Origin of the sequence: Streptacidiphilus sp. BW17, assembly GCF_041262485.1 — a bacterium.
GTDB lineage: Bacteria > Actinomycetota > Actinomycetes > Streptomycetales > Streptomycetaceae > Streptacidiphilus.
Genome location: NZ_JBGCCR010000004.1, coordinates 305,344 through 331,101 on the forward strand (window position 1 = coordinate 305,344; position 25,758 = coordinate 331,101).

The following is a 25,758-nucleotide window of genomic DNA, read 5'->3' on the forward strand; positions in this document are numbered from 1 at the left end:
CGCGGTCGCCGCCACTGACCCCGCCTCACCCGCCTGCTCACCCTCCCGCTGCACGCAGCCGCGCGGCGGCGATGCCGCGGCGGGGGTCGTGGCTGTCGAGCAGGGCGAGCGCATGGCGGTGCAGGGCAGCGTCGTAGCGGGCGTGGTGGCCGAAGTCGAGGGCCAGCGCCGGGTCGACGGCGCTGAGCACCACCTCGCGCAGCGCGACGTGCAGGTGGTCGCGCCACTCGACGACGCCGGGAGCCTCCGAGCGCGGCAGCAGCGGTCCCGAGTAGGCGGCGACGGCCGCCGCCGGATCGGCGCGTCGGAGGGCTGCCACGACCTCGACGGCGTCGCAGGCCAGCGCTGCGGTGAGCGCGTAGCGGCGGGTCGCGATCCCGCCGCCCAGTGCGCTGCGCAGATGGGAGACCTCGGCTTTGAAGGTCGAGGCGGACACCGAGCGGTCCCCGTAGAGTGCGTCGTGCAGCCGCTCCGGCGTGAAGCCCTCGGGCTCCAGCGCCAGCAGCGCGAGTATCTCCAACTGGCGTGGGCGCAACGGTAGTTCTACACCAGCGCGGTGCAGCGCGGGCGTCTCGCCGAGGGCCCGCAGGCGGAGCGTGGCAGCACGGGCTCCCGGCTCGTCCTCGCGCAGCCGCTCCTCGATCCCGGCGGCCAGCAACCGCACCGTGGACAGCGCCAGCGGGTGCGACCGGTCCCAGGTCGTCGACAGGTCCAGCACGCCGAGGACCCGGCCCGCCGCGTCGCGGATCGGCGCGCAGTAGCAGACCCAGCCGTGCAGCGCGGCCAGGTAGTGCTCGGCGGAGAAGACGGTGGCGGCCTGTCCGCGCAGCAGGGCCATCGACAGCGCGTTGGTCCCCATCGCCTGCTCGTCCCACCGGCCGCCCGGCGCGAAGTTGAGCTTCTCCGCCTGCGCTCGCATGTGCCGCCCGCCGCAGGTCCACAGGATGGTCCCGGACTCGTCCGTGACCGCCGCGACGAAGCCCGCGTCGTCGGCGATCCGGCGCAGCTCGTCCGCGACGGCCGTGATGGGCTCGCGCAGCCGCGAGTGCGCCCAGAGCGAGCGGGCCGCGTCCGCGTCACCGACCGGTGCCTCCACGCAGGCCCGGTCCACGCTCGCCCCGCTGCGCGCCCACGACTCGGCCACCTCGACGCGTAGGCTCTCGGCCTTCTCCTCCGGTCTGGCCAGCCCGGACCAGGCACGCTCCAACTCGGCACGGCGCCGCCGCAGTCCGGCCGCCGTCGCCACCTGTCCGGCCGTCCCGGCCGACCTGCCCGCCCGCACGCGTCCAGCACTCACGTCATCCATTTACAACGCCCCGGCCGTGCCCGACAAGGGAGCCTGCAAGGCGACTGCTCCCGCCCGCCCTGCCTGGACGCGTGGCCAGTATCCGTCACGACAGCTGATTCCGAAGAGATATGACGTCCCATCACTCCAACGAGTGGTTCGCAGACGACTCGGCCCACGCCGCGTGCCATGGGGTTAGCGTCGGGACAGAGCCCGCCGGGGCAGGGCGGGTTCAGATGCGGGTGCAGGTACAGGAACGCAAGGAGCTGGCGCTGACTGCGGGGAGGGTGCCGTGATGGTGACGTCCTGGGTGCACGGTCGGCGGTCACGCCCCAAGGACCCAGCTACCCCTGGTGACGCAGCGAGCGTCTGGGCGCTCCTGGGAGCCGATAGCCGCTCGGCCGCCGCCCGCGACCGGTCCCGGCGGCAGGCCCTGGGCCGCGCCCGGGGCGCACCGTACGGCCGCGCTTTAGGCCAGGCCCTCACCGACGAGCCGGTGCGTCCGATCGGCGCCGCCCGCGTTCGCCCACCCGACCCTCCACCCGCAGCGCTGGAGGCACCGCCAGAGCGGGCCGGGCAGGCGAGGCAGGCACGGCAGGACGGGAGGGCAACGAAGATGGCCGGGACCACCGCAAGGGCCGACGACGACACCCACGGCATCACCACCAGCAACACCGGCGCCACCCACGCGCAACTCGCGGTCGCCGCGCGGAACCGGCTCGCACTGCTCTGGGAGGCCGGGGTCCGGATCGGCACCACCCTCGACGTGGCGCAGACCGCCGAGGAGCTGGCCGAGGTCGCACTGCCGGAGTTCGCCCAGTACGCCACCGTCGACCTGGCCGAGTGGGTCCGCGCGGGCCAGGAGCCCCCGCCCGCCGAGACCGGCGAGCCCCTGCACCGCGCGGCGACCCGGACGATCCGCGCGGGCGGGCCGCTGCTCCCGCTCGGTGCCGAGGTCGCGTTCGCGAAGGAGGGGGCGCAGGCCCGGGCGCTGCGCGTCGGGCGGGCCGTGCTGGACGAGTGCTCGGAGCGCGTCACCGGCGCCGAACCGGGCCTGGCTGCGTACCGGATGGCTTCCGTCATCGCCGTCCCACTGCGGGCCAGGGGCACGGTGCTCGGCGTGGCCTCCTTCTACCGCTCTCGGGACGCCGGGCCGTTCCGCGCGGACGACCTGCGGTTGGCCGAGGAGCTGGCGCAACGCGCCTCCGTCTGCCTGGACAACGCCCGCCGCTTCACCCGCGAGCACTCCCTCGCACTGACCCTGCAGCGCAGCCTGCTGCCGCACGCCCTGCCCGCACTGCCCGCTGTCGAGGTGGCCCATCGCTACCTCCCGGCCCAGGAGGGCGTGGGCGGCGACTGGTTCGACGTGATCCCGCTCTCCGGCGCGCGGGTCGCCCTGGTGGTCGGGGACGTCGTCGGCCACGGCCTCCACGCCGCCGCCACCATGGGCCGGTTACGCACGGCGGTGCGCAACTTCGCGGCGCTCGACCTGCCGCCGGAGGAGCTGCTCGGCCATCTCGACGCCCTGGTCGACACCATGGACCGGGAGCTGGACGGCGATCCGGACGCCGGTCTGCACAGCGGCATCGGCATCATCGGCGCCACCTGCCTCTACGTCATCTACGACCCGGTGAGCGGCAGTTGCACCATGGCCGGGGCGGGGCACCCCGCCCCCGCGCTGATCCTGCCGGACGGGACGGTCCGCTTCGCGGAGGTGCCCTCGGGTCCCCCGCTCGGCCTGGGCTCGACGCCGTTCGAGGCGATCGAGCTGCCGCTCCCGGAAGGCTCCCGGATCGTCCTCTACACCGACGGCCTCATCGAGGACCGCGGCCAGGACATCGACATCGGCATGGCCAGGCTGGGCGCGTCCCTCGTCGGACGCGACCGCTCGCCCGAGGAGCTGTGCGCGTCGGTCCTCTCCCGGCTGCTGCCGCAACGGCCCAGGGACGACGTGGCGGTGCTGGTGGCCCAGACCCGCGGCCTGGACGACGACCGGGTCGCCCGCTGGTCCGTCCCGCTGGAGCCGTCCGCCGTCGCCGGGCTGCGGGCCGAGGTGTCCGCGCGGCTCACCGGCTGGGGCCTGCACTCGCTGGCGACCACGGCCGAACAGCTGGTCAGCGAGCTGGTGACGAACGCGATCCGACATACCGACGGCCCGGTCGAGCTGCGGCTGCTCCGCGACCGCTCGCTGATCTGCGAGGTCGCCGACGGCAGCGGCGTCTCCCCCCGACTGCGCCGGGCCCGCAGCGAGGACGAGAGCGGACGTGGCCTCTTCCTGGTCGCGCAGCTGGCCTCCCGGTGGGGCACCCGATTCACCGACGACGGGGGCAAGGTGATCTGGGCCGAGCTCACCACGCCCGGCGGCGCGGCCGGATGAGCCCGTGTCCGCGTCCGGCTAGGGTGAGGCATGCCCGAAATGATCTCCACACCGCAGCCGAGCCCCTGGCCGACCCGTGCCGAGGCCGTCGACGGCTCCGACGCCGCGGCCGTCCGCCGGGTCAACCTCGCCGCGTTCCCGACGCGCAACGAGGCGGACCTGGTCGACGCGCTGCGCACGGACGCCCGCGCCTGGCTGCCCGACTCCTCGTTCGTCGCCGAGGCCCCGGACGGGACCGTCGTCGGACACGCCCTGCTGACGCGCTGTCATGTCGACGGCGCCCCGGCGCTGGCGCTCGCCCCGGTGGCCGTGCTGCCGCAGCGGCAGCGTCTCGGTGCGGGCACGTCGGTGGTCCACGCGGCGCTGGACGCTGCGCGCAAGGCGGGCGAGCAGCTGGTCCTGGTGCTCGGTCACCCCGCGTACTACACGCGGTTCGGGTTCGTGCCCGCCTCCGGCTACGGCATCAAGCCGCCGTTCGACGTCCCGGACGAGGCGATGATGGCCCTCGCCCTGGACCCGGGCCGCCCGGTCCCGACCGGATCGATCCGCTACGCCGACGCGTTCGGCGTCGAGGACTGAGCGCTCCCGGAAGCGGCAGCCGCCGCGGCCGGAGCCGTCGCAGCAGCAGAAGCCGCCGCAGTAGCCGGAACCGCGCCGGGCACCGCTGTGGGAACCGCAGCCGGAGTCGTCCCGCCCACGAGCTCGTGCGTGGCGGAGCTGGTGTCCACAAAGAGCATGCCGAAGGCCGTGGCCATGGCCACGAAGGCGTCCGAGGCATTGACATGCCGGCCACCGTCGACAACCAGCGCGGCGGCGTCCACCAGCAACGCGACGCAGCCGATGACCGCGTGGGCGGCCCACACCCCGTCGATGACGGGCGGGTGCGGCTGCGTCAGGCCCTTCTGGGCCTGTTTCGACGTGGCCGGGTTGATCACCGCGCCCATCAGGCCCGCGGCCAGAGCCGTGAAGACCTTGGCCACGCCCGAGAGGTCGATCTTCTCGGTCTCCCAGGCCACCCCGGCCATCGCCGCCATCAGTCCCAGATAGGCCACCATCAGCGCCGCGCGCGACCACATGGCCGGGTTCCTCACCGCATGCTCCCGTCGACTCCCCTGTCGTACATGCGTCAGAGAATCGACCACACCGGACTTTTCGGCAAGTCCGGCCGGGTAACGATGTGGGCGAGGTGACCGCCAGTCAGACCTGCGGCGGGAACTCCGCCTCGATCACCTCGGCGGAGTCGCCCTCGAACTCGAAGTTCTCCAGCGGCACGCCGTAGCGGCGCGCGATCTCGTAAAGGTCGTGGCGCTCGGTGATCACCGTCTCGTCGCCGACCGGGTTGTTCAGCGCGTCGAACACCTGGGCGACCACCTGGCGGGGGTCGATCTCAATCTTGACCCAGACCCGCACCGATGTACCGGACTGTCCCGTCATGATCCAATCATCCGTCCGCAAGGCCCTCGGTTCCAGTCGGCACGCCGGGCGCGCGCCCGCGCTCCCGTCCCGACGGCGGGCGGAGGCGCGGGCGTGGGCGCGCAGGCCGCTGCCACGCCGGCTCGCCTAACCGGCCGCCTCGACCAGCTTGGCGTAAGGCGCGTTCTTGCGCACCGCCTCGATGCTCTTCTCGCACGCCTCACGGCTCTCGAAGGCCTCGCTCAGGGCGATGACCTCGCCGGACGCCGACTTCAGCGTGAAACGGAACTCCTGCGCCTTGTCCTGGTGGACCTCGAACTTGCCGGGCATCCCCGCACTCCTTCGCTCTTCGTTCGACTCGACCTCGCCGTCCGCCCACCAGAACGACGTGAATCAGTCACTCTTCGTGGCGAATCGGCTACAGCCGAAGCTAACGCCGATCGCCCGCGTCGGCATCTGGAGCGGAGCGACGCGGGCGATCAGGAGGCGGTGAGCCGTCGGCCCGTCAGAGAATGGCGCCGGGGCGGTACTTGGCGGCCTCGGGGTAGCGGGCGGCGACCTCCTCGACGCGGCGGACCACCTCGGCGACCTGGCCGGACGCGGCGCCGGTGAAGGAGAGCCGGTCCGCCAGCAGCGCATCCAGACCGGCCCGGTCCAGCGGGATCCGCTCGTCCGCCGCCAGGCGATCCAGCAGCTGGTTCTCGCGGACACCCTGGCGCATGGCCAGCGCGGAAGCGACGGCGTGCTCCTTGATCGCCTCGTGCGCGGTCTCCCGGCCGACGCCGGCGCGCACCGAGGCCATCAGCACCTTGGTGGTGCCGAGGAACGGGAGGTAACGGTCCAGCTCGGCGGCGATGACCGCCGGGAAGGCGCCGAACTCGTCCAGCACCGTCAGGAAGGTCTCGATCAGGCCGTCGAAGGCGAAGAACGCGTCCGGCAGCGCCACGCGGCGCACCACGGAGCAGGAGACGTCGCCCTCGTTCCACTGGTCGCCGGAGAGCTCGGAGACCATGGAGGCGTAGCCGCGCAGGATCACGGCCAGGCCGTTGACGCGCTCGCAGGAGCGGGTGTTCATCTTGTGCGGCATGGCGGAGGAGCCGACCTGGCCCTCCTTGAAGCCCTCGGTGACCAGCTCGATGCCGGCCATCAGCCGGATCGTCTTGGCCAGGCTGCCCGGCGCACCGGCCAGCTGGACCAGGGCGGTCAGCACGTCGTAGTCGAGCGAGCGCGGGTAGACCTGTCCGACGCTGGTGAACGCGTGGTCGAAGCCCAGGTGGGAGGCGACGCGCTGCTCCAGCTCGGCCAGCCTCTGCTGATCGCCGCCGAGGAGGTCGAGCATGTCCTGGCTGGTGCCGACCGGACCCTTGATCCCGCGCAGCGGGTAACGGGCGATCAGCTCCTCCAGCCGGGTGAAGGCGACCAGCAACTCGTCGGCGGCGGAGGCGAAGCGCTTGCCCAGGGTGGTGGCCTGCGCGGCGACGTTGTGGGAGCGGCCGGTCATGACCAGCTCGCCGTGCTCGGCGGCGAGCGCGGCCAGACGGGTGAGCAGCGCGACCGTGCGGTCGCGAACGTGCTCCAGGGACTGGCGGATCTGCAGCTGCTCGACGTTCTCGGTCAGATCCCGCGAGGTCATGCCCTTGTGGATCTGCTCGTGCCCGGCGAGGGCGCTGAACTCCTCGATGCGGGCCTTGACGTCGTGGCGGGTGACCCGCTCGCGCTCGGCGATCGAGGCCAGGTCGACCTGGTCGACCACGCGCTCGTAGTCGGCGACGGCGCCCTCGGGCACGTCGATCCCCAGGTCGGCCTGGGCCTTGAGGACGGCCAGCCACAGCTGCCGTTCGAGGACGACCTTGTGTTCGGGGGACCACAGCCGCGCGAGCTCGCCAGAGGCGTAGCGGGCGGCCAGGACATCGGGGATGAAGGGCTTGGCGCTCACGCTGCGCCATTCTAACGGTCCAGCTCAGCGCCGCGCGGACCGGGCCGCCGGACCTGCGGTGTCGCGGACCACCCGGGCCTCGATGCCGTCGAGGGCGAGCTCCAGCGAGTCCGCGAAGTAGCGGTTCCGCTTGGCGGCCATCGGCTCGCCCTCGACGGGAGGGCTGATCCGGTCCGAGTTCTCGACGAAGGTCTCGTCGACGTGCGCCGCCAGGTCCCTGACCTCCTGCATGTACGCGTCCTCGGTCACCCCGGCGGCGCGGATGCGGATCATCTGCTGGCCCTCGGAGGTGGCGAAGCCGTAGACGAACTGGAAGACCAGCCCGAGCACGGCCACGTACTGCTCGGGTGGCAGACCGGTGCGCTCGATGGCGCTGATCGCGCTGGTGGAGAAGAACAGCGCGTTCGGGCCGAGCGGCAGCACCTCACCGGCGATCCGGACCGCCCACAGGTGGCGCTGGTAGAAGGCCCGGTACTCGTGCGCCATGGCCCGCAGGTGGTCGCGCCAGTCGGTCTCCTCGGTGAGCGGGGCGATCCGCATCTCGCCGAGCGCCTCGTCCAGGGCGAGCTCCAGCAGGTCGGACTTGTTGTCGACATACCAGTAGACCGACATGGGAGTGACGCCGAGTTCGGTGGCCAGGCGGCGCATCGAGAAGCCCGCCTCACCCTCGGCGTCGAGCAGGGCGATGGCAGCGCGGACGATCTTCTGCCGGGTCAGGCCGCTGGGGGCGGTGCCGCGCTTGCGCTCCTTGGGCGGCGCGGCCCAGACGCTGACGCTCGGCAACGCGGTCCGCCGCTTCGCGCTCTCCCGCGACGCACCGCCCTCAGCTGCGACGCCCTCCGACTCACTGTCGTCCTGCGCGCTGTCGTCCCGCGCGCTGTCCTCCTGCGCGCTCTCCTTCGCCATGCGGCGCCTCTGCCTTCCCTCGCCTGCCCCGGGCCGATCGATGTGCGGGCGGCGGCCGTCGGCCACGACAGGCCGCCTTTGCCCGCACATCGATCGTAGTCAGCGTGGGGCTCAGGCTGCCGGGGCGGGCTCCGGCTCGCGCGTCTCCGGCCGGCCGGGGACCGGGCCGCCGCCCACGGGAGCCGTGCCCGCCCGGCCGATCAGCCAGGCCGCGACCAGCCCGCCCACCAGCACCGCGATCGCACCGATCAACTGAGCATTCGTCAGCGAGTCGGCGAAGGCGCTGTGCACCTGGTGGGCCTTCGCGGGTCCGGCCGCGACCAGTGCGTCCGGCAGCGAGCGAGCGGCGGCCTGCGGCACGCCGGCGGGCAGCGAGGCCGCGAACCCGGCCGTCAGCACGGCGCCCAGGACCGCGACGCCCAGCGAGTTGCCGAGCTCGCTCATCGTGCCCATCAGCCCGGAGCCGATACCGGCCCGTTCCGGCGGGATCGACGACATCACGGCCCCGCCCATCGCGGGCTGGGCGCACGCGATACCCGCGCCCATCAGCACCAGGCCGAGGAGGATGCCCGGGTAGGACCCGCTGTGCCCGAGGACCGCGATGGCCGCGAGACCGCCCGCCATCAGGGTCAGCCCGACGGCGATGGCGACGGGCGGCGCCAGCTTGGTGGTCAGCCGCATGCCGGTGCCGGTCAGGTTGAGCAGCACCACGGTCAGCGCCATCGGCGCGGTGCGCAGCCCGGCGGAGAGCGGCCCGTAGCCGAGCACGAACTGCAGGTGCTGGGTCAGCAGGAAGAGCGAGCCGCCCATGCCGAAGGAGACCAGCACCCCGCCCGAGACCGCGCCGCGGAAGCGCGCGTTGCGGAAGAACGACATGTCCAGCAGCGGATGCGGCGTGTGACGCTCCCACAGCACGAAGCCGGTCATCACCACGACGCAGACCGCGGCGGGGAGCAGGGTGCGGCCCGAGGTCCAGCCGTAGCCGGGGCCCTGGATGATCGCGTAGACGCCCGCGACCAGGCCGACGGTGGACAGCGAGGCGCCCAGCAGGTCGGGACGGTCGCCACGTGGGTCCTTGGACTCGGGCACCAGCCGGGCGACGGCGATCAGCCCGAGCACGCAGACGGGCAGGTTGACCAGGAACACCGACCCCCACCAGAAGTGCGCCAGCAGCAGCCCGCCGATCACCGGGCCGAGGGCGAAGCCCAGCGAACCGACGCCCATCGCCGCGGCCATGGCCTTGGGCTGCTCCTCCGCGTCGAAGGTGCGGACCACGATGGCGATGCTGGTGGCGAGCAGCATGCTGCCGCCGATGCCCATACCCGCGCGGGCGGCGATGAGCTCACCTGCGGTCGACGACAGCGCCGCGCCCGCCGAGCCGAGGCCGAAGAAGACCAGGCCGAGCAGCTGCGTCCGCTTGCGCCCGTAGCGGTCGGCGAAGCCGCCCGCGGCGATGAGCAGGCCCGCCTGGGCCAGCGAGTAGGCGCCGATCACCCACTGGGTCTGTGAGGTGGTCGCGCCCAGCTCCTTGGTCAGGGAGGGGACGGCGACGTTGAGGATGGTGTTGTCGAGGATCACCACGAGCTGGACCAGGCAGAGCACTGCCAGGATCACCCAGCGGTCCGGTCTGCGGTGGGCGCCCGCCCCTGCGGTCCCCACCTGATCCGGTTGACTGACGGACACTGCGGCCACCCCTTCTACGGCGTACAAGACTTCTACACTGTAGAAGAACGGGCACGGCAAACGCCACGGATTATTTCCGGCATCGCGACCCCGGCTCTGACCTGGTCTTCTACCCGGCCCGCCTACCTGACGAGCAGCTCCAACAGCCGCTCCGCCTCAGCCGCCGGGTCGGCGGAGAGGCCGCAGTGGACCGGGCCCGGCTGGACCACGGTGCTGCGCGGCGCGGTCAACCAGCGGAAGCGGCGTCCCGGCTCCTCGCCCTCGGCCTGCCCGGCCGCCGCGCCGCCGGCGCAGATCCCGGCGACGGCGTCCAGCGCCGCCCGCACGCCCGCCACGTCCGCGTCGGGGTCGAGCGCCAGCAGCCGCGCCTCGTCCAGGTGCACGGCGGCCCGCAGCACGCCCGCCTGGCGGCTGTAGACCAGCACCCCGGCGTTGATCTGCTCGCCGCGCTCGACCCGCGGGACCACCCGCACCAGCGCGTACTCGTAGACCAGCTTCTCGCCCAGTTCGGGAACCGTCCGCCCGGGAACCCGCCCGGACACCGTCCCGGAAACCGTCTCGGGAACCATCAGAACCACTCCTTCGAGGCCCGCACCCGCGCCGTCAGCTGCGCGACATACGCCGCGCGGACCTCGTCCGGGGAGCCGAAGCCGGGCTCGTCCGCCAGCCAGACGTCCGGGACCAGGGCCAGGACCTCGGTCAGCAGTGCCTCGGTGACCTGCGGCGCGAGCGCGGCGTCGGCTGCGGCCAGGTCCGGCCCGAAGGAGCGCAGCACATGGTCGGACGCGTCGTAGGCCTTCTGTGCGGAGGCTGCCGCGCGCGGCCAGTTGTGATGGAAGATCAGGCTGGCGCCGTGGTCGATCAGCCACAGCTCGCCGCCGGAGACCAGCATGTTGGGGTTGCGCCAGGAGCGGTCCACGTTGCCGATCAACCCGTCGAACCAGACCACGCGTCCGGCCAGGGCCGGGTCCACCGGGAACGCCAGCGGGTCGAAGCCGAGCGCGCCGCTCAGGAAGGCCATGCCGAGGTTGGTGCCACCGGACGCCCTTACCAGGTCCTGGACCTGCTGGTCAGGCTCGCCCACGGCAACCCTCGGGTCCACCTCCAGCCGCACCAGCTCGGGGACCCTGAGCCCCAGCCGTCGGGCCAGCTCGCCCGCGACGACCTCCGCGACCAGCGCCTTGCGCCCCTGCGCGGCCCCGACGAACTTGGCGACGAAGAGCGTCCCGCGCTCCGACTCGACCAGGCCCGGCAGCGAGCCGCCCTCCCTCAGCGGCGTCACATAACGATCCGCCGACACCTCACGCAACATGCGCCCCACCCTATCCAGCAGCGGGCCCGAGCCCGGCCACAGCGGCCTCGTGCCGGTCGGACGACCGTTCCTGTCCGACCGGTGGCGGGCACTCCTGGTCCGTGCGAGTGTGGCCAGGAATGGTGACCTCGACCGTCAAGGGATGGGCACGATGGAACGACCCAGGATCCTCGTGGTCGGCGGCGGCTTCGCCGGCGTCGAGTGCGCACGGCGGCTGGAGCGGCAGCTCGCGCCGATCGAGGCGGAGATCGCGCTGATCGCGCCGTTCAGCTACGAGCTCTATCTCCCGCTGCTGCCGCAGGTCGCGGCCGGTGTGCTCACGCCGCAGTCGGTCGCGGTCTCGCTGCGCCGGATGCTGCGGCGGACCCGGATCATCCCCGGCGGAGCGGTCGGCATCGACCCCAAAGCCAAGATGGTGATCCTCCGCAAGATCACCGACGACCTGGTGGCCGAGCCCTATGACTACCTGGTGCTGACCCCCGGCAGCGTGACCCGCACCTTCGACATCCCCGGCCTCGTCGAGCACGCGCGCGGCATGAAGACGCTGGCCGAGGCGGCCTACGTGCGCGACCACGTGATCGCACAGCTGGACCTCGCCGACGCGGCCACCAGCCAGCAGGAGCGGATCTCCCGGCTCCAGTTCGTGGTGGTCGGCGGCGGCTACGCCGGCACCGAGACGGCGGCCTGCCTGCAGCGCGTCACCACGTCCGCGATCCGCCGCTACCCGAGGCTCAACCCGAACCTGATCAAGTGGCACCTGATCGACATCGCCCCGAAGCTGATGCCCGAGCTCGGCGAGAAGCTGGGCGACGACGCGATGGAGATCCTGCGCAAGCGCGGCATTGAGATCTCGCTCGGCGTCTCGGTCGCCGAGGTCGGCGACGAGTCGGTCAAGCTGACGGACGGCCGGGTCATCCCCTCCCGGACGCTGATCTGGACCGCGGGCGTCGCCGCCAGCCCGCTGGTCAACACCCTGGACGCGGAGACGGTCCGCGGTCGGCTCGCGGTCACCGCGGAGATGCGGGTGCCGCAGTTCGAGAACATGTTCGCGCTCGGCGACGCCGCCGCCGTCCCCGACCTGGCCAAGGGCGACGGCGCGGTCTGCCCCCCCACCGCGCAGCACGCGCAGCGTCAGGGCAAGGCGGTGGCCGACAACGTCATCGCCCTGATCCGCGGCCACGAGCTGAAGCCGTACTTCCACAAGGACCTCGGCCTGGTCGTCGACCTCGGCGGCGCGGACGCGGTGTCCAAGCCGCTCGGCATCGAGATGCAGGGCGTCGCCGCGCAGGGCGTGGCGCGCGGCTACCACCTGATGGCGCTGCGGACCAATGTCGCCAAGGTCCGGGTGATGACGAACTGGCTGCTCAACGCGACTGCCGGCGACGACTTCGTGCGCACCGGCTTCCAGTCCCGGCGGCCCGCCCGGCTGCGCGACTTCGAGTACACGGACTCGTATCTGACCAAGGACCAGATCCGGGAGTACACGGCGGAGTTGGAGGCCAGGAAGTAGGGCCTTCCTACGAGCGGACGCCCTGGGCGGCGGGTTGTGACCTGCGCCGTCCAGGGCGCGCCAATTCTGGCATGGGCATGCAGTCATGTCACCCGTCCTGGCGCACTTCGACGCGACACGAACGGCGCTACCGGCCTGACAGACAGAAGGTCATAACTTTGCGTGCATGTCCGACGACTTCACGCATGCGCAGTCCCTGCCGCGTCCGTCCCTGCCTTCGCGCCGTCTGCTGCTCGGCTCGGCCGCCGGGGGCGTCCTGCTGGGCGCTGCCTCCTCGGTCCTCGCCGCGCCGGCGTTCGCCGTCGGACGTCCGATCCCGGCCCGCCCGACGCCCGGCGCCGCCAGGCGCCCCGTCAAGCCTGTGGCGGCCAAGCCCGGTGCCAAGCGCCCCGCCGTGCCCGCCGTGCCCGCCGACGCGCAGGCCGCCGCGGCGATCAAGGCGGAGTACCTGCACGGCTGGAACGGCTACTGCGCCAAGGCCTGGGGCCACGACGAGCTCATGCCGCTCAGCGGCGGGCACAACGACTTCTTCGCCCCGGGCCACACCTTCGGGCTGTCCATGGTCGAGGCCCTCGACACCCTCTACGTGATGGGCTGCGACGCGGAGTTGGCCCGCTCGCAAGCCTGGGTGGAGGCGCACCTGGACCCGACACAGGACGTCGACATCCACGTCTTCGAGGCGGTCATCCGCCTGGTTGGCGGCCTGCTGGCGAGTCATCTGGCCACCCGCAGCAAGGCGTTGCTGACCCGCGCCCGCGAGTTGGCCGACCGGCTGCTGCCCGCGTTCACCTCCTCGCCGACCGGCATCCCCTACACCCACGTCAACCTGCGTACGGGTCAAGTGCAAGGCCGTGAGGTGCCGCTCGCCGAGGCGGGCACCAGCATGATGGAGTTCGGCCTGCTCTCCCGACTCGTGGGCGACTCCCGTTACTACGACGCCTCGTTGCGCGCCTACCGGGCCGTGCTGGCCAGGCGCAGCGCGCTCGACCTGCTCGGCACCACCATCGACGCGGAGACGGGCCGTTGGCTCGACCGCACCTCCATCGCACCCAACCCGCCCGCCGACTCCTTCTGCGAGTACCTGTGGGGCGGCGGCAAGTTGCTGAACGATGCCCAACTGACGCAGTGGTACCGGATGTTGACCCGGGCGGTGCAGACGCACCAGACCGACGTGCGCGGCGGACTGCCCTGGTACCACCCGGTCGACGCCACCACCGGCGCCCGCACCGGCGGCACGGTCCAGTCCGAACTCGCCTCGTTCTACGCGGGTCTGCTCGGCAAGGGCGGCGATCTTCCGCGCGGCGAGGCCTACTTCCGCTCGTGGACCGCCGTCCTGGATCGGCACCCCGTGCTGCCGGAGACGATCGACTACGCGACGTTCGGCGTCGTCGACTGCGGCGCCCAACTGCGGCCGGAGTACGCCAACTCCGCGTTCGACCTGTGGCGGCTCACCCGTGACCCCGGCTACAAGGCGGCGGCCTGGCGGTGGTTCGAGAACATGCGCACGCACCATCGCGTGGCGGGCGGCTACACCGTCATCGACGACATGCGCCCCGCCCGGCCGGTGCTGGGCGACCTGACGCCGGGTTACTGGTTCGCGGAGAACCTCAAGTACCTGTGGCTGATGTTCTCCGGCACGCCGCGCTTCGACTACCGGACCGGCATCCTGTCCACCGAGGGGAAGATCCTGGCCGGGGTGCGGTAACGATTCCGGGCGTCCCCGCCCGGTCAGACGCCCCCGCGCGCGGAGCCCTCCGGCCAGACCCGGACCACCGCCAGGCCCGCCGCCCGACTGCGCCGGACCACGTCCCCGGTGCCGCCGGGACCGGCGGGCGGCTCGCCGTCCCAGACCGCGACCACCGTGTCGGCGCGGCTGAGCAGCACCTCGTTGGCCGCCTGGTACGCCTCCTCGGAGACCTGGGCGTAGGAGAGCTCGTGCACCTCCGCAGCGGCCAGGACCAGCCGGTCGAAGGTCTCGGCCTGCTCGGCCCGCACCTTGTTCTCCCGGTAGTGCCGCGACGGCAGCACGACGACCAACCTCCCCCCGGCGTCGACGAGTTCCTCGGCGAAGATGGTGTCCGCGCCCCTGGCCAGACAGGAGAGCCCGGTGAGCGGCCCCCGTTCGGCGAGGGAGGCCAGCAGCTTGCGCAGTTCGATCCGGACCAGCTCGGCGGTCCGCTCGGTCAGGTTCCTGTGCCCGGTCACCGCGAGCGTCACCACGGTCTCCCCTTCGTCGACGCCGCCACCGGGGCCCGGCTCGCGCGGTCCGCTCCGTTCCTTCGGCTCCCCCGTCGCCGCGACTCCTCGGTCCGCCGCGGGGCCCCCTCTTCACCTATGCCCGGCCGGTCCGGTCGGGATGCGGTCGCTTTCGGCCGTGCGGGAGCACGACGGGGCTCAGCAGCGCTCGCGCAGGGTGGCGACGCCTTCACCGTCGAGTTCGTCGCAGTACGACGCGCGGCCGGCCATGGCCATGATGAGCGCCAGGGTCGTGCCGGACACCTGCGGCCCGTCGCCGGCGGCGAAGGGGCCGTCGGTGGCCGTCAGCCGCAGGCCCTCGGCGCGCGTCTTGGAGAGGACGGGCATGTCGGAGCCCGCGTAGTACTCGGCCACCGTGGTCAGGGTGGCGACGGGATAGGCGCGCTCGATGCCGAGCGGTCGGCGGATGTCCTCGCCGTGCACGATGTTCTCGCCGAGCATCGCCACTTTCGAGAGCGGCGGCTTGGTCGTTCCGCTGATCACCCGGCGGAACCGCGCGAGCGTCTCATCCGGAGTGGCGCCCAGCTGCTCGGCCAGCCGCACGGCGACCTGCCGGTCGAAGTCGAAGCGGCAGCGGATCACGCCCACCATCCACCGCACCGGGTTGAGGCTGGCCCCCGCCGTCAGGTGCGCGAGCACCTCGCGGACGGTGAGCCCCTCGCAGAGCGACGGGACGGCCCACTGCTGCTCGGTCAGGTCCGCGAGGTCGGCGGCCAGGGCGGCCCGCTCGGCGTGGATCAGCCGCCAGACGTCGGTGGGCGGTGTCGGCTGTACCGGCGGTGTCATTCGGCGCTCCGGAGCTGCGCGACCTGCTGGACGTGCTGGAGTTGCTCGAACTTGTCGAACATCGGCCGGGCGAGGCGGTGGAGGGACGACGGCTCGGCACCTACGTGCCACCACTGGCACGCGCCCTTCCAGGTCATCCTGTTCCCCTCCGGCACGGGGACGTCGAACGCGAGTTGCAGCACCTCGTCGCCGTCCGGCGTCGTGTAGCCGGCGGAGGTGGCGAACTCGGCGCTCCAGGAGCGCAGGCCCAGATGCTCGTTGCAGAGCCAGTCAAGAGTGAGCGCCACGTTCTCGGTGGGACGGACCTCGGCGACGGGAAGGGCCCAAACGTCGTCGCCCTGGTGGTCGAGCAGGAGCACGTAGTCGTCGGCGTCGCCCGGGTGCACCAGGGCGACGACCTGGAACCGGGTGATGCCGTCGCGACGGGCGCGCTCGACCAACTGCTGCGTGGTACGGAGGTCCGGCTCGGCGAGAGGCGACAGCTGCTCAGTCTGGTTCACAGGTCAAGAATGCCAATCCGGGATGTCGCCCGCGGACCCGGCTCCGCCAAACGGACCGCCTCCACTCTCCACATTCGGCACATTCGGGTCATTCATGGATATCACGCAGCGTGGCGTCCGCAATGGTGGGAATCACCACATGATCGGACAGCAGCAGGACGCAGACAGGAGGCCCGCATGGAGCCCGTCGGTCGACGCACGATCCTGACGGCCGCCTGCGCGTCGGCCGCCGCCGCGGCCGCCGGGCTGGCCGGCTGCTCGAACGGGGCGTCTACCCCCACACGGCGGCTGTCGTGGGGCCGCGCTCCGTCGGCGGCGGACCACGCCGACCGCGCGGGCAGCGGGCAGGAGGACCAGGCGCGGCCGGTGACGTTGATCGGTGACGGTTCGATGGCGGACACGGGTCCGCAGCCGTTCCAGCCGGTGCCGGAAAAGTTGCAGCCGGGCCAGCGTCCGCCGCAGTTCGTGGTCTTCAGTTGGGACGGTGCGGGTGAGGACAGCAAGAAGCTGTTCTCGCACTTCCGTGGAGTGGCGCAGGAGGTGAAGGCGACGATGTCGTTCTTCCTCTCCGGGATCTACGTGCTGCCGGAGGGCAAGAAGGACCTCTACCTGCCGCCGGGCCACCGGCCGGGCGCGTCGGACATCGGCTACCTGGCCGACGACCACGTGAAGATGACGCTGGACCAGGTGCGGGGGGCGTGGCTGGAGGGCCACGAGATCGGCACCCACTTCAACGGCCACTTCTGCAGCCCCGCCACCGGCGTGGGCACCTGGACCCCGGCGCAGTGGCGCAGCGAGCTGGAGCAGGCCATCGGCTTCGTCGAGACCTGGAAGACCAACACCGGCCGCGCCGAGTTGGAGCCGCTCCCGTTCGACTACCGCAAGGAGCTGATCGGCGGCCGGACGCCCTGCCTGCTGGGCCAGAAGCACCTGCTGCCGACCGTGGCCGCGATGGGCTGGAAGTACGACGCGAGTTCGCCGGGCGGGCTGCAGATGTGGCCGGGCAAGACGGCGCACGGGCTGTGGAACTTCCCGCTGCAGTCGATCCCGTTCCCCGGGCACAGCTTCCAGGTGCTGTCGATGGACTACAACATGCTCGCCAACCAGACCGGCGGCACTCCCAACGGCAATCCAGCCAAGCGTCCGTACTGGCAGCAGCAGTCGTACCTCTCCTACATGGCGGGCTTCAACCGGGCGTACACCACCAACCGGGCGCCGTTCTTCATCGGCAACCACTTCGAGAGCTGGAACGGCGGCATCTACATGAAGTCCGTCGAGCAGGCCCTGCGCGACATCGCGGGCAAGCCCGACGTCCGGCTCGTCTCCTTCCGGCAGCTCGTCGCCTGGCTGGAGGCACAGGACCCGTCCGTCCTGGCCAGACTGCGCACCCTCCGCGTCGGCCAGAAGCCCGCCGACTGGCGCGAGTACACCACCCCGCAGCCCGTGTGAATCGGCAGGATGGGCACATGTCCACCGAAGCAGCGCTGGAATCGCTCCGCACGCCGTTGACCGGCTACTGCTACCGCCTGCTCGGAGCGGCCACCGAGGTGGACGACGCGGTGCAGGAGACGATGATCCGCGCGCACCGGAATCTCCACCGCTACGACCCGGGGCGCGCGAGCCTGTCCACCTGGGTGCACACGATCGCCACCAACGTCTGCCTGGACCTGCTGCGCGGGGCGCGCCGCCGCGCGCTGCCCTGGGACCTGGGACCAGCCGCGACCGGCGGCGCGTTGGGGACGCCACTGCCGTCCGACCGGTGGGTGGAGCCGATGGCGGACTCCCGGCTCGACCGGGCGGCGGATCCGGCCGAGCTCGCGGTGCGCCGGGAGTCGGTCCGGCTCGCCTTCGTCGCGGCGCTGCAATGGCTCCCGCCGAGGCAGCGCGCCGCGCTGGTGCTCCGGGACGTGCTGGGCTTCACCGCCGAGGAGACCGCGCAGGTCCTCGACACCTCGCTCGCCGCCGCCAACAGCGCCCTGCAACGGGCCCGCGCCACCCTGGAGAAGCACCGCCCGGACCCGACCGACGCGCCCGACCCCGACGACCCGGCGCAGCGGGACCTGCTGCGCGGCTACGTGGACGCGTTCGAGGCCCACGACGTGGAGCGACTGGTCGGACTGCTCGCCGACGACGTGCGCTCCGGCATGCCGCCGTTCCTGTGGTGGCTCGACGGACCGCAGAGCATCGGCACGGCCATGACCTTCGGGGCCGACGCCTGCGCCGCGGACCGCCTGGTGCCGGGCGCGCCCGCGAACGGCTCCCTGACGCTCGGTCAGTACCGGCCGGACGCGGACGGTGTCCTGCGTCCCTTCGCGCTGCTGGTGCTGGAGCTGCGCGGCAACCGGGTGGCGGAGTGCGTCACCTTTCTCGCCTTCTTCGGCGCGGGCGAGCGGTTCGCGGAGTTCGGCCTGCCGCAGCTGCTGGAGACTCCCGTCGTGTGAAGCGATGAGTTCCGGCCTCCCGCGACGTAGGAGCAGTGACCGACACTTCTTCCGCAACGGGAACGAGAGATCATGAATCCGGACGTGAACCGCAGCGACACCGACCCTCGCGCCGAGACCTGTGCCGAACGTGAACGGCTGGCGGACCTGCTGGGAGGCCTCACCCACGAGCAGTGGGACGCCCCGTCGCTGTGCGCCGGCTGGCGCGTCCGCGAGGTCGTCGCGCACATCACCATGCCGTTCCGCGTCAGCACGCCGCGCTTCCTGGCGGGGCTCGCGGCGCACCGCTTCGACTTCAACCGCTACGCGGACGCGGCGGCCCGCCGCGACGGCGACCGGATGGGCGACGCGGACCTGCTGCGCGCCTTGCGCGACAACGTCCGCCATCCCTGGCAACCCCCGGGCGGCGGCCCGGCCGGGGCGCTCAGCCATGACGTGATCCACGGCCTCGACATCACCGAACCCCTCGGCCTGCCGTCCGCCCCGCCGGAGCGGATCGCGACCGTCCTGGCCCAGGCCAAGCCCCATGCCTTGGCCTACTTCGGCGTCGACCTCAGCGGCGTCACGCTTCGGGCCACGGACGCGGACATCGCTCTGGGCACCGGCGACCCCGTGGACCTGCCGGTCAAGGACGTCCTGCTGACCGTGACCGGCCGACGCCCGCTGCGCTGACGGTGTGCCCGCTCTCTTCATCTCCAAATCAGATGTCCTACAACGAAAACCTCTATTGGACAGAACTTCGAAGGGCGACCGAGGATTTCTCGTGCGGTAGCACGGTCGGTCGACGCGACTCCGGACCACCGGAAGGTCTGCCGCATGAGCGGAGGTTGAGATGCCGAGTGAAGAGACCGAAGTAGTCGTCGTCGGGGCCGGCCAGGCAGGCGTGGCGATGAGTGAGCACCTGGGGGCCCACGGCATCCCGCACCTCGTCCTGGAGCGGCACCGGATCGCCGAGCGGTGGCGCTCGGAGCGGTGGGACTCCCTGGTCGCGAACGGGCCTGCCTGGCACGACCGGTTCCCGGGGCTGGAGTTCCACGACGTCGCCCCCGACGCCTTCGCATCGAAGGAGCGGGTGGCGGACTACTTCGCCGCGTACGCCGAGAAGATCGGAGCCCCCGTCAGGTGCGGGGTCGAGGTGACCTCCGTGCGCAGGCACGCCGGGCGGCCCGGCTTCCGCGTCGAGACGTCGGAGGGCGCCATCGACGCCCGCTACGTCGTGGCCGCGACCGGGCCGTTCCAGCGGCCGGTGATCCCGCCGATCGTCCCGGACGGCGCGGTCCCGGTGCAGATCCACTCCAACGGCTACCGCAATCCGGAGCAACTGCCCGAGGGCGCCGTGCTGGTGGTCGGCGCCGGATCGTCCGGGGTCCAGATCGCCGACGAGCTGCGCCGGTCCGGCCGCCGCGTCCTCCTCTCGGTCGGCCCCCACGACCGTCCGCCGCGCGAGTACCGCGGCCGGGACTTCTGCTGGTGGCTCGGCGTCCTCGGACTCTGGGACGCGGAGACGCCGCCGCAGGGCGCCGAACACGTCACCATCGCGGTCAGCGGCGCCCGTGGCGGCCACACGGTGGACTTCCGTGCCCTGGCCGCCGACGGCATCGAGCTCGTCGGTCTGACCGCGTCCTACGACGACGGTGTGCTGCGCTTCGCGGCGGACCTGGGCAGCAACATCGCGCGGGGCGACGCCACGTACCTCGCGCTGCTGCGCGCGGCCGACGCATACGTCGAGCGCAACGGTCTCGACCTGCCGGAGGAGCCGCAGGCCCACGTGCTCGGGCCGGATCCGGACCGCGTGACCGACCCCCTGCCGGAGCTCGACCTGGCCGAGGCCGGGGTCACCTCGATCGTCTGGGCGACCGGCTACGCCACCGACTACAGCTGGTTGGAGGTCGACGCCTTCGACGAGAAGGGCCGCCCGGAGCAGCGGCGCGGCGTATCCGCCGAGCCCGGCGTCTACTTCCTGGGCCTGCCCTGGCTCTCCCGCCGCGGGTCGAGCTTCATCTGGGGCGTCTGGCACGACGCCCGTTACGTCGCCGACCACATCGCGACCCAGCGGGGTTATCTCGCGCAGGAGAGTTGACGCACACCCGCACGGGCGCGTGTGCCCGGCGAGCGGTAGAGCCGCTCGCCGGGCACACGGTGGTCAAGCCCCCGGAACCGAGGGGATCAGGGGCACTTGGGGATGGCGCCGTTGTGGAACGCGGCGGCCCCGTCGAGGTAGGGCCCGAAGACCCACCCCTCGATGTAGGTCTCTCCGGTCGGGTAGACCTCCGCGTCCGCGTGGTACCAGACGTCGCCGGAGCTGCCCACGTTGCCGCCGGCGGTCCAGCAGTTGACCTGGACCGCGTCACCCGCGTGCAGGTCGGGCGCGACCTTGCTGGAGCTCGCGTTGGGCGCGGAGTAGACGCCGACGTTGGAGTTCACGCCGATGAAGTCGTCTGCCTGGGCGGTTCCGCCCGCGAAACCGACGGCGGCAGCCGCTGCGAGGAGCACCGCGCCGGACGCGGCGGTCCGCTTGAACCATGTACCCATGTTTCCCCCTTGCTTGAGTGGACTTCGGAATTCCGACCGAGGGCCTTGGTGATCGGCCGAGCGCAGCTCTGCGCACCAGCCCGCCGGACGTAGATCCACGATCGACTGTCGGTACCCCCGCTGCCAGGCCTTTGCACGAGCGTGCAAAAGCTCTGAGACCGGCTCGCCGGCCAGGGGCCGAAGTCCGTACCAGCGCGCTGCATCAACGAGATGGCGATGTACATCAACTGACGTGACTCCGCGTCGGGAGCGCCGCGTCGTCGGCGGCCAGGGCCTGCGGGGCGCGGCGGTCCAGGCGGGCGGCGGTGACGCGACCGAGGACGCCGAGGGCGAGCAGGACGGCCACCGTGCCGAGCGTGAACGCCTCGAAGACCGTGCGGGAGACGCCCCAGGTGCCGGTGAAGTCGTAGCCGACGCCCAGCACCTTCTCCAACACCCCCGGAAAGAGGGCGATCCACGAGCCGAGCACGATCCAGGCGTAGACCAGGCTGAGGCTGATCCGGAAGCCCCAGGTACCGAAGGGCACCCGGTACGGGCGCTGCACCTCGGGGTGGTTCCTGCGCAGGGCGCCCAGGGCCGGGATGACGGCGAGGTAGGAGAGCAGCAGGGTGGTGACCGCGACCGTGAGGACGACCTTGAAGTCGGCCGCGGCCGTGCCCTGGACCAGCAGGGTCGCGGCGAGCATGAAGACGGTCGCGGTGACGCCGGAGACCAGGTTCATCCGCACGGGAGTGCCCAGGCGCGGGTGGAAAGCGCCGAGCCCCCGGCTGAAGAAGCCGCCGTCGGCCGCTGCCATCGCCTGCATCCGGTCGCTGACGATCATCCAGGCGCTGCCCTGGGTCATCAGCACGAAGACGAACAGGACGGCGACCACCGTCAACAGGGCATGCCCGGCGCTGCCGTAGCTGCCGAAGACGAGCGAGGCCGCGTCGAGGAAGCCGGCCACGCCGGTGATCTGCTTGGCGGGCACCACGGCGAGGATCGCGAAGACGGGCAGCAGGTAGCAGCAGGCGGCGACGCCGCCGGAGACGCCGATGGAGACGGGGACGTCGCGCTTGGGGTTGCGCATCTCCTCACCGGCGGCATTGGGGGCCTCGAAGCCGACGTAGGCGAAGAGCAGGATGGGCACCAGGGCGAGGAACCCGCCGGTGGTGGGCGCGAACCCGGTGCCTGACAGGCCGTCGAAACCGTGCTGGACGCCGTAGACCATCGCGGTCACGGTGACGGTCAGCATCACACCGACCTTGGCGATCGCGCCGACGGTGGTGATCCACTTGCCGCGCCTGAGCGAGACCACGGCGGTGAGGATGGAGATCCAGATGAAGACCAGCTTGAAGGCGTAGTCGGCCACGGTGCCGGTGCCGAGGTGGGTGACGTGCCCGTCCCAGGCCGCCGCGGCGGCGAAGACCAGCGAACCTCCCAGCCAGACCGGGTTGGTGACCCAGTAGAACAGCGTGGTCAGCGCGGCGGCGGTACGGCCGTAGGCGAGTCTGACCCACACGTACGGGCCGCCCTCCTGCGGGAACGCGGCACCGGTCTCAGCGAAGAGCAGGGCGTAGGGGACCAGGAAGAGCAGGCCGAGCAAGGCGGTCCAGGTGACGGCCTCACCACCGCCGGTGGCGATCTGCCCGATCACGTCGGCGGAGATCACGGCGGCGACGCCGAGCGCCATGATGTCGAAACGGCCGAGGCTGCGGTGCAGGTTCGGCACGGAGTCGGCTCTGTCGTCCGGAAGCTGGCCGTCCGGCACGGGAGTTGTGGGCACGAGGACTCCTCGGGGGTGTGGGGAGAGGGAGTTGTGCAGCACGGGGTGAGCGGGCCGGGCCGTTCCGGAGCGCACGGTGGGGGTGCTGAAACGGCCCGGCCCGACAGTTGACTCTTCGTCAGTTGCGCAGTTCGCCGTTCGGCTGGACGCGCTCCAGGACCTGGCGCATGGCGGCGACGGTCTCCTTGGCCTCTCCCTCGGTCATGATGAGCGCCGGGGAGAGGACCAGGCTGTGCGCGCAGTCGCGGACGATGACGCCGGTCTCGCGGCGGATCACGTCCGGCAGCAGTGGCTGGAGCATCGGCAGCGGCTCGCGGGTCTGCCGGTCGGCGACCAGCTCGACGGCGAGCATCATCCCGACGGAGCGGATCTCGCCGACCACCGGCAGGTCGCCCAACTGGGCTGTAAGCTCCCGGTGCAGGAAGCCGCCGATCTCGACGGCGCGGACGAGCAGGCCCTCGCGCTCGATGATGTCCAGGTTCGCGAGGGCGACGGCGGCGGCCACCGGGTGGCCGTTGTAGGTGTAGCCCATCGGGAAGCCGTGGTCGGCCAGCAGCTCCTCCGCAACGTGGTCGCCGACCAGCAGCGCGCCCAGCGGGATGTAGCCGGAGGTGATGCCCTTGGCGGTGACGATGATGTCCGGGCGGACGCCGAAGTGCAGCGCGGCGAACCACTTTCCCACTCGGCCGTAGGCGGTGACCACCTCGTCCAGGATCAGCAGGATGCCGTGACGGTCCAGCACTTCGCGCACCCGCGGCCAGTAGTCGGCCGGCGGAACGAGCATGCCGCCGACGCCCATGATCGGCTCACCGATCATCGCGGCGATGTTGCCGGGGCCGATCTCGGCGATCCGCTGCTCCAGCTCGGCGATCAGGAAGTCCGTCGGGTCCTGGCGCTCGAACAGCTCGCTGCGGTACGGCCACGGCGGGGTCAGGTGGGAGACGTGCGGCATCATCGGGGCGAAGCCCTCGTGGTAGACCGGGAAGCCGGTCGCCGAGCCGCCGCCGTAACCGATGCCGTGGTACGCCTTGTCGCGGGCCAGGATCCAGGTACGGGAGGACTCGCCGCGGCGGTGGTGGTAGTAGCGGGCCATCTTGATCGCGGCCTCGTTGCCCTCCGAGCCGCCGGAGGTGAAGTAGACGTGGTTCAGGCCCTCGGGCGCGATCGAGGTGAGCTTGGTGGCCAGCTCGATCGCCGGGTCGTTGGAGAACTCCCAGAAGCTGGTGAAGTACTCCAGCTTGGCCATCTGCTCGTAGGCGGCGCGGGCCACCTCCTCACGGCCGTGGCCGATCTGGGCGAGCCAGAGGCCGCCGGTCGCGTCGAGGTAGGAGCGGCCGTCCACGTCGGTGAGGCGGCAGCCGGAGCCCTCGGTCATCACGACGCGCTCGGTGACCGAGCCGGGCAGGTAGGGGTGGATGATCCGGGCCCGGTCGGCGTCGCGCAGCTGGTCCGGGGTCATCGGGGTGCGGCTCATGGCGGTGCTGCCTTTCTGTGGAAGCTGGGTGGTGCTCAGCCGAAGGAGATCCAGGTCGTCTTCAGGCCGGTGTACTTGTCGAAGGAGTGGAGCGAGAGGTCGCGTCCGAAGCCGGACTGCTTGAAGCCGCCGAACGGGGTCGCCGGACTCAGTGCGTCGACGGTGTTGACCGAGACGGTCCCGGCGTGGAGCGCCTCGGCGACGCGGTGGGCGCGCGCGAGGTCGCTGGTCCAGAGCGACGCGGCCAGCCCGTAGTCGGAGTCGTTGGCGATCCGCACGGCCTCCGCTTCGTCCCGGAACGGAAGGACCGTCAGCACCGGGCCGAACAGCTCCTCGCGGGCCAGCGGTGCCTCGGCCGGGAGGCCGGTGACGACGGTCGGGTCGACGAACGCGCCGATGCGGTCGGGGCGGGTACCGCCGTGGACCACCCGGCCGCCCTGGGCGCGGGCCGCGTCGACGGCCGCGAGCAGGCGCCGCGCCTGGGCCTCGTCGACCACCGGGCCGAGCCGGGTGGCCGGGTCGAGCGGATCGCCCGGCACGTAGGCGGCGGCGTGCTCGACGACGCGGGCGGTGAACGCCTCGGCGATGTCGGCGTGGACCAGCAGCCGGGTGTTGGCCGAGCAGACCTGGCCCGCGTTGAAGCAGAAGCCGAAGGCCGCGCGCTCGGCGGCGGCATCCAGGTCGGCGTCGGGGAAGACCAGGTTGGGGCTCTTGCCGCCCGCCTCCAGCCAGACCTGCTTGCCGTTGGACTGCGCGGCGTAAGAGAGGAAGAGCCGGCCGACGGCCGTCGAGCCGGTGAACGCCAGCACGTCCACGTCCGGATGCAGGCCGAGCGCGCGTCCGGCGGTCTCGCCGAGGCCGGGCACGACGTTGAGGACGCCCTCCGGGATACCCGCCTCGACCGCGAGCCGGGCCAGCAGCAGTACGGACTGCGGCGACTGCTCGGCGGGCTTGAGGACGACGCTGTTGCCTGCGGCGAGGGCCGGGGCCAGCTTCCAGGAGGCCAGGTCCAGCGGGAAGTTCCACGGCACGACCGCGCCGACCACGCCGAGCGGGACGCGGCGCACCAGCGCCAGATTGCCTGGCGCGGTGGGTGCGACCTCGTCGTAGAGCTTGTCGACGGCCTCGGCGTGCCAGGCGAAGCAGCCTGCCGCGCCGGGGACGTCGACAGCGAGCGCCTCGGCGACGGGCTTGCCCATGTCCAGCGAGTCGTACAGGGCCAGCTCGGGGCCGTGCTGCTCGATCAGTTCGGCGAGCCGCAGCAGCCGCCTCTTGCGCGCCTCGGGCGCCAGACCGGACCAGCGGCCGTCGGCGAAGGCAGCACGGGCCGAGCGGACGGCGGCGTCGACGTCCGCGGCGTCGCAGGCGGCGATCTCGGCGAGTGCCTTGCCCGTCGCCGGGTCGACATCGGTGAAGGTCGCGCCCGAGACCGCGTCGCGGTGCTCGCCGTCGACGAAGGCGCGGGTCTGCGGGGTGAGCGCGGCGGCTCGGCGCTGCCAGTCGGCGTGAGTAGGAGAGGGGGATGCGTCACTCATGGGAGGGGGTCCTCAGGTGTGCTCGCCAGTTCTTTGATGCGAGATTC

At 72.1% G+C, this 25,758-nt stretch carries 24 protein-coding genes; 8 read left to right on the plus strand and 16 right to left on the minus strand.

Going from position 1 to position 25,758, the window contains the following annotated elements; all coding sequences use genetic code 11:
* Nucleotides 1-37: 37 nt before the first annotated feature.
* Complete coding sequence (locus tag ABH940_RS07215) at nucleotides 38-1,297, minus strand: GAF domain-containing protein (protein ID WP_370104800.1); 1,260 nt, start codon at nucleotides 1,295-1,297, stop codon at nucleotides 38-40.
* Nucleotides 1,298-1,901: 604 nt separating this feature from the next.
* Between ABH940_RS07215 and ABH940_RS07220 the strand changes: the two genes are divergently transcribed.
* Both ABH940_RS07220 and ABH940_RS07225 read left to right on the plus strand, forming a co-directional pair.
* Nucleotides 1,902-3,662: a SpoIIE family protein phosphatase gene (locus ABH940_RS07220; RefSeq protein ID WP_370104802.1), complete on the plus strand. Its 1,761-nt coding sequence runs from the start codon at nucleotides 1,902-1,904 to the stop codon at nucleotides 3,660-3,662.
* A 30-nt stretch (nucleotides 3,663-3,692) separates the two neighbouring features.
* Entirely contained in the window at nucleotides 3,693-4,241 is a 549-nt protein-coding gene (locus ABH940_RS07225) for a GNAT family N-acetyltransferase (RefSeq protein ID WP_370104804.1), read from the plus strand.
* Here the strand turns inward: ABH940_RS07225 and ABH940_RS07230 are convergent.
* From ABH940_RS07230 to ABH940_RS07265, 8 genes are all read right to left on the minus strand, one after another.
* On the minus strand, nucleotides 4,211-4,753 hold the full coding sequence (locus ABH940_RS07230; RefSeq protein ID WP_370104806.1) for a hypothetical protein: 543 nt from the start codon (nucleotides 4,751-4,753) through the stop codon (nucleotides 4,211-4,213). The genes ABH940_RS07225 and ABH940_RS07230 overlap by 31 nt on opposite strands.
* Before the next feature lie 106 nt (nucleotides 4,754-4,859).
* Complete coding sequence (locus ABH940_RS07235; protein WP_370069162.1) at nucleotides 4,860-5,096, minus strand: hypothetical protein; 237 nt, start codon at nucleotides 5,094-5,096, stop codon at nucleotides 4,860-4,862.
* A 126-nt stretch (nucleotides 5,097-5,222) separates the two neighbouring features.
* Nucleotides 5,223-5,405, minus strand: coding sequence for a YegP family protein (locus tag ABH940_RS07240; protein WP_370069160.1), 183 nt, complete (start codon nucleotides 5,403-5,405; stop codon nucleotides 5,223-5,225).
* A 175-nt stretch (nucleotides 5,406-5,580) separates the two neighbouring features.
* The gene (gene purB, locus ABH940_RS07245) at nucleotides 5,581-7,011 is read right to left on the minus strand and encodes an adenylosuccinate lyase (protein ID WP_370069158.1); all 1,431 of its coding nucleotides are present in this window, start codon (nucleotides 7,009-7,011) and stop codon (nucleotides 5,581-5,583) included.
* Between the two features lie 24 nt (nucleotides 7,012-7,035).
* Nucleotides 7,036-7,917 (minus strand): TetR/AcrR family transcriptional regulator, encoded by an 882-nt coding sequence (locus ABH940_RS07250; protein ID WP_370104808.1) that lies wholly within the window; start codon nucleotides 7,915-7,917, stop codon nucleotides 7,036-7,038.
* A 111-nt stretch (nucleotides 7,918-8,028) separates the two neighbouring features.
* Nucleotides 8,029-9,600: an MFS transporter gene (locus tag ABH940_RS07255; protein ID WP_370104810.1), complete on the minus strand. Its 1,572-nt coding sequence runs from the start codon at nucleotides 9,598-9,600 to the stop codon at nucleotides 8,029-8,031.
* A 122-nt stretch (nucleotides 9,601-9,722) separates the two neighbouring features.
* Entirely contained in the window at nucleotides 9,723-10,169 is a 447-nt protein-coding gene (locus tag ABH940_RS07260) for a DUF3037 domain-containing protein (protein WP_370069152.1), read from the minus strand.
* Nucleotides 10,169-10,912, minus strand: a complete 744-nt coding sequence (locus ABH940_RS07265) for a HipA family kinase (protein ID WP_370104812.1) — start codon at nucleotides 10,910-10,912, stop codon at nucleotides 10,169-10,171. Before ABH940_RS07265 ends, ABH940_RS07260 begins: the two co-directional genes overlap by 1 nt.
* 151 nt (nucleotides 10,913-11,063) lie before the next feature.
* Here ABH940_RS07265 and ABH940_RS07270 point away from each other — a divergent pair, with 151 nt between their 5' ends.
* Nucleotides 11,064-12,422 carry an NAD(P)/FAD-dependent oxidoreductase gene (locus ABH940_RS07270; RefSeq protein ID WP_370069148.1) on the plus strand — a complete coding sequence of 453 codons (1,359 nt, stop codon included), beginning with the start codon at nucleotides 11,064-11,066 and terminating at the stop codon, nucleotides 12,420-12,422.
* Between the two features lie 166 nt (nucleotides 12,423-12,588).
* Nucleotides 12,589-14,127 carry a glycoside hydrolase family 47 protein gene (locus tag ABH940_RS07275; RefSeq protein ID WP_370069146.1) on the plus strand — a complete coding sequence of 513 codons (1,539 nt, stop codon included), beginning with the start codon at nucleotides 12,589-12,591 and terminating at the stop codon, nucleotides 14,125-14,127.
* Nucleotides 14,128-14,150: 23 nt separating this feature from the next.
* On the opposite strand, the gene ABH940_RS07280 is transcribed toward ABH940_RS07275, so the two are convergent.
* From ABH940_RS07280 to ABH940_RS07290, 3 genes are all read right to left on the minus strand, one after another.
* Nucleotides 14,151-14,642 (minus strand): hypothetical protein, encoded by a 492-nt coding sequence (locus ABH940_RS07280; protein ID WP_370069144.1) that lies wholly within the window; start codon nucleotides 14,640-14,642, stop codon nucleotides 14,151-14,153.
* Nucleotides 14,643-14,816: 174 nt separating this feature from the next.
* Complete coding sequence (locus ABH940_RS07285) at nucleotides 14,817-15,464, minus strand: maleylpyruvate isomerase family mycothiol-dependent enzyme (RefSeq protein ID WP_370069142.1); 648 nt, start codon at nucleotides 15,462-15,464, stop codon at nucleotides 14,817-14,819.
* Nucleotides 15,461-15,964 (minus strand): hypothetical protein, encoded by a 504-nt coding sequence (locus ABH940_RS07290; RefSeq protein WP_370104814.1) that lies wholly within the window; start codon nucleotides 15,962-15,964, stop codon nucleotides 15,461-15,463. Before ABH940_RS07290 ends, ABH940_RS07285 begins: the two co-directional genes overlap by 4 nt.
* Nucleotides 15,965-16,141: 177 nt before the next feature.
* Here ABH940_RS07290 and ABH940_RS07295 point away from each other — a divergent pair, with 177 nt between their 5' ends.
* From ABH940_RS07295 to ABH940_RS07310, 4 genes are all read left to right on the plus strand, one after another.
* A complete protein-coding gene (locus tag ABH940_RS07295) occupies nucleotides 16,142-17,413 on the plus strand; it encodes a hypothetical protein (protein WP_370069138.1) in 1,272 nt (423 codons plus the stop codon).
* A 17-nt stretch (nucleotides 17,414-17,430) separates the two neighbouring features.
* Nucleotides 17,431-18,405 (plus strand): RNA polymerase subunit sigma-70, encoded by a 975-nt coding sequence (locus tag ABH940_RS07300; protein ID WP_370069136.1) that lies wholly within the window; start codon nucleotides 17,431-17,433, stop codon nucleotides 18,403-18,405.
* Between the two features lie 72 nt (nucleotides 18,406-18,477).
* The gene (locus ABH940_RS07305) at nucleotides 18,478-19,077 is read left to right on the plus strand and encodes a maleylpyruvate isomerase family mycothiol-dependent enzyme (protein ID WP_370069134.1); all 600 of its coding nucleotides are present in this window, start codon (nucleotides 18,478-18,480) and stop codon (nucleotides 19,075-19,077) included.
* Nucleotides 19,078-19,237: 160 nt separating this feature from the next.
* Nucleotides 19,238-20,485: a flavin-containing monooxygenase gene (locus ABH940_RS07310; protein WP_370104816.1), complete on the plus strand. Its 1,248-nt coding sequence runs from the start codon at nucleotides 19,238-19,240 to the stop codon at nucleotides 20,483-20,485.
* An 86-nt stretch (nucleotides 20,486-20,571) separates the two neighbouring features.
* Here the strand turns inward: ABH940_RS07310 and ABH940_RS07315 are convergent, their stop codons facing one another.
* From ABH940_RS07315 to ABH940_RS07330, 4 genes are all read right to left on the minus strand, one after another.
* On the minus strand, nucleotides 20,572-20,937 hold the full coding sequence (locus ABH940_RS07315) for a hypothetical protein (RefSeq protein ID WP_370069130.1): 366 nt from the start codon (nucleotides 20,935-20,937) through the stop codon (nucleotides 20,572-20,574).
* A 223-nt stretch (nucleotides 20,938-21,160) separates the two neighbouring features.
* Nucleotides 21,161-22,702: an APC family permease gene (locus ABH940_RS07320; RefSeq protein ID WP_370069128.1), complete on the minus strand. Its 1,542-nt coding sequence runs from the start codon at nucleotides 22,700-22,702 to the stop codon at nucleotides 21,161-21,163.
* Nucleotides 22,703-22,820: 118 nt separating this feature from the next.
* Nucleotides 22,821-24,176 (minus strand): aspartate aminotransferase family protein, encoded by a 1,356-nt coding sequence (locus ABH940_RS07325; RefSeq protein ID WP_370069126.1) that lies wholly within the window; start codon nucleotides 24,174-24,176, stop codon nucleotides 22,821-22,823.
* A gap of 35 nt (nucleotides 24,177-24,211) precedes the next feature.
* Nucleotides 24,212-25,711, minus strand: coding sequence for an aldehyde dehydrogenase (locus ABH940_RS07330; RefSeq protein WP_370104818.1), 1,500 nt, complete (start codon nucleotides 25,709-25,711; stop codon nucleotides 24,212-24,214).
* Between the last annotated feature and the right edge of the window lie 47 nt (nucleotides 25,712-25,758).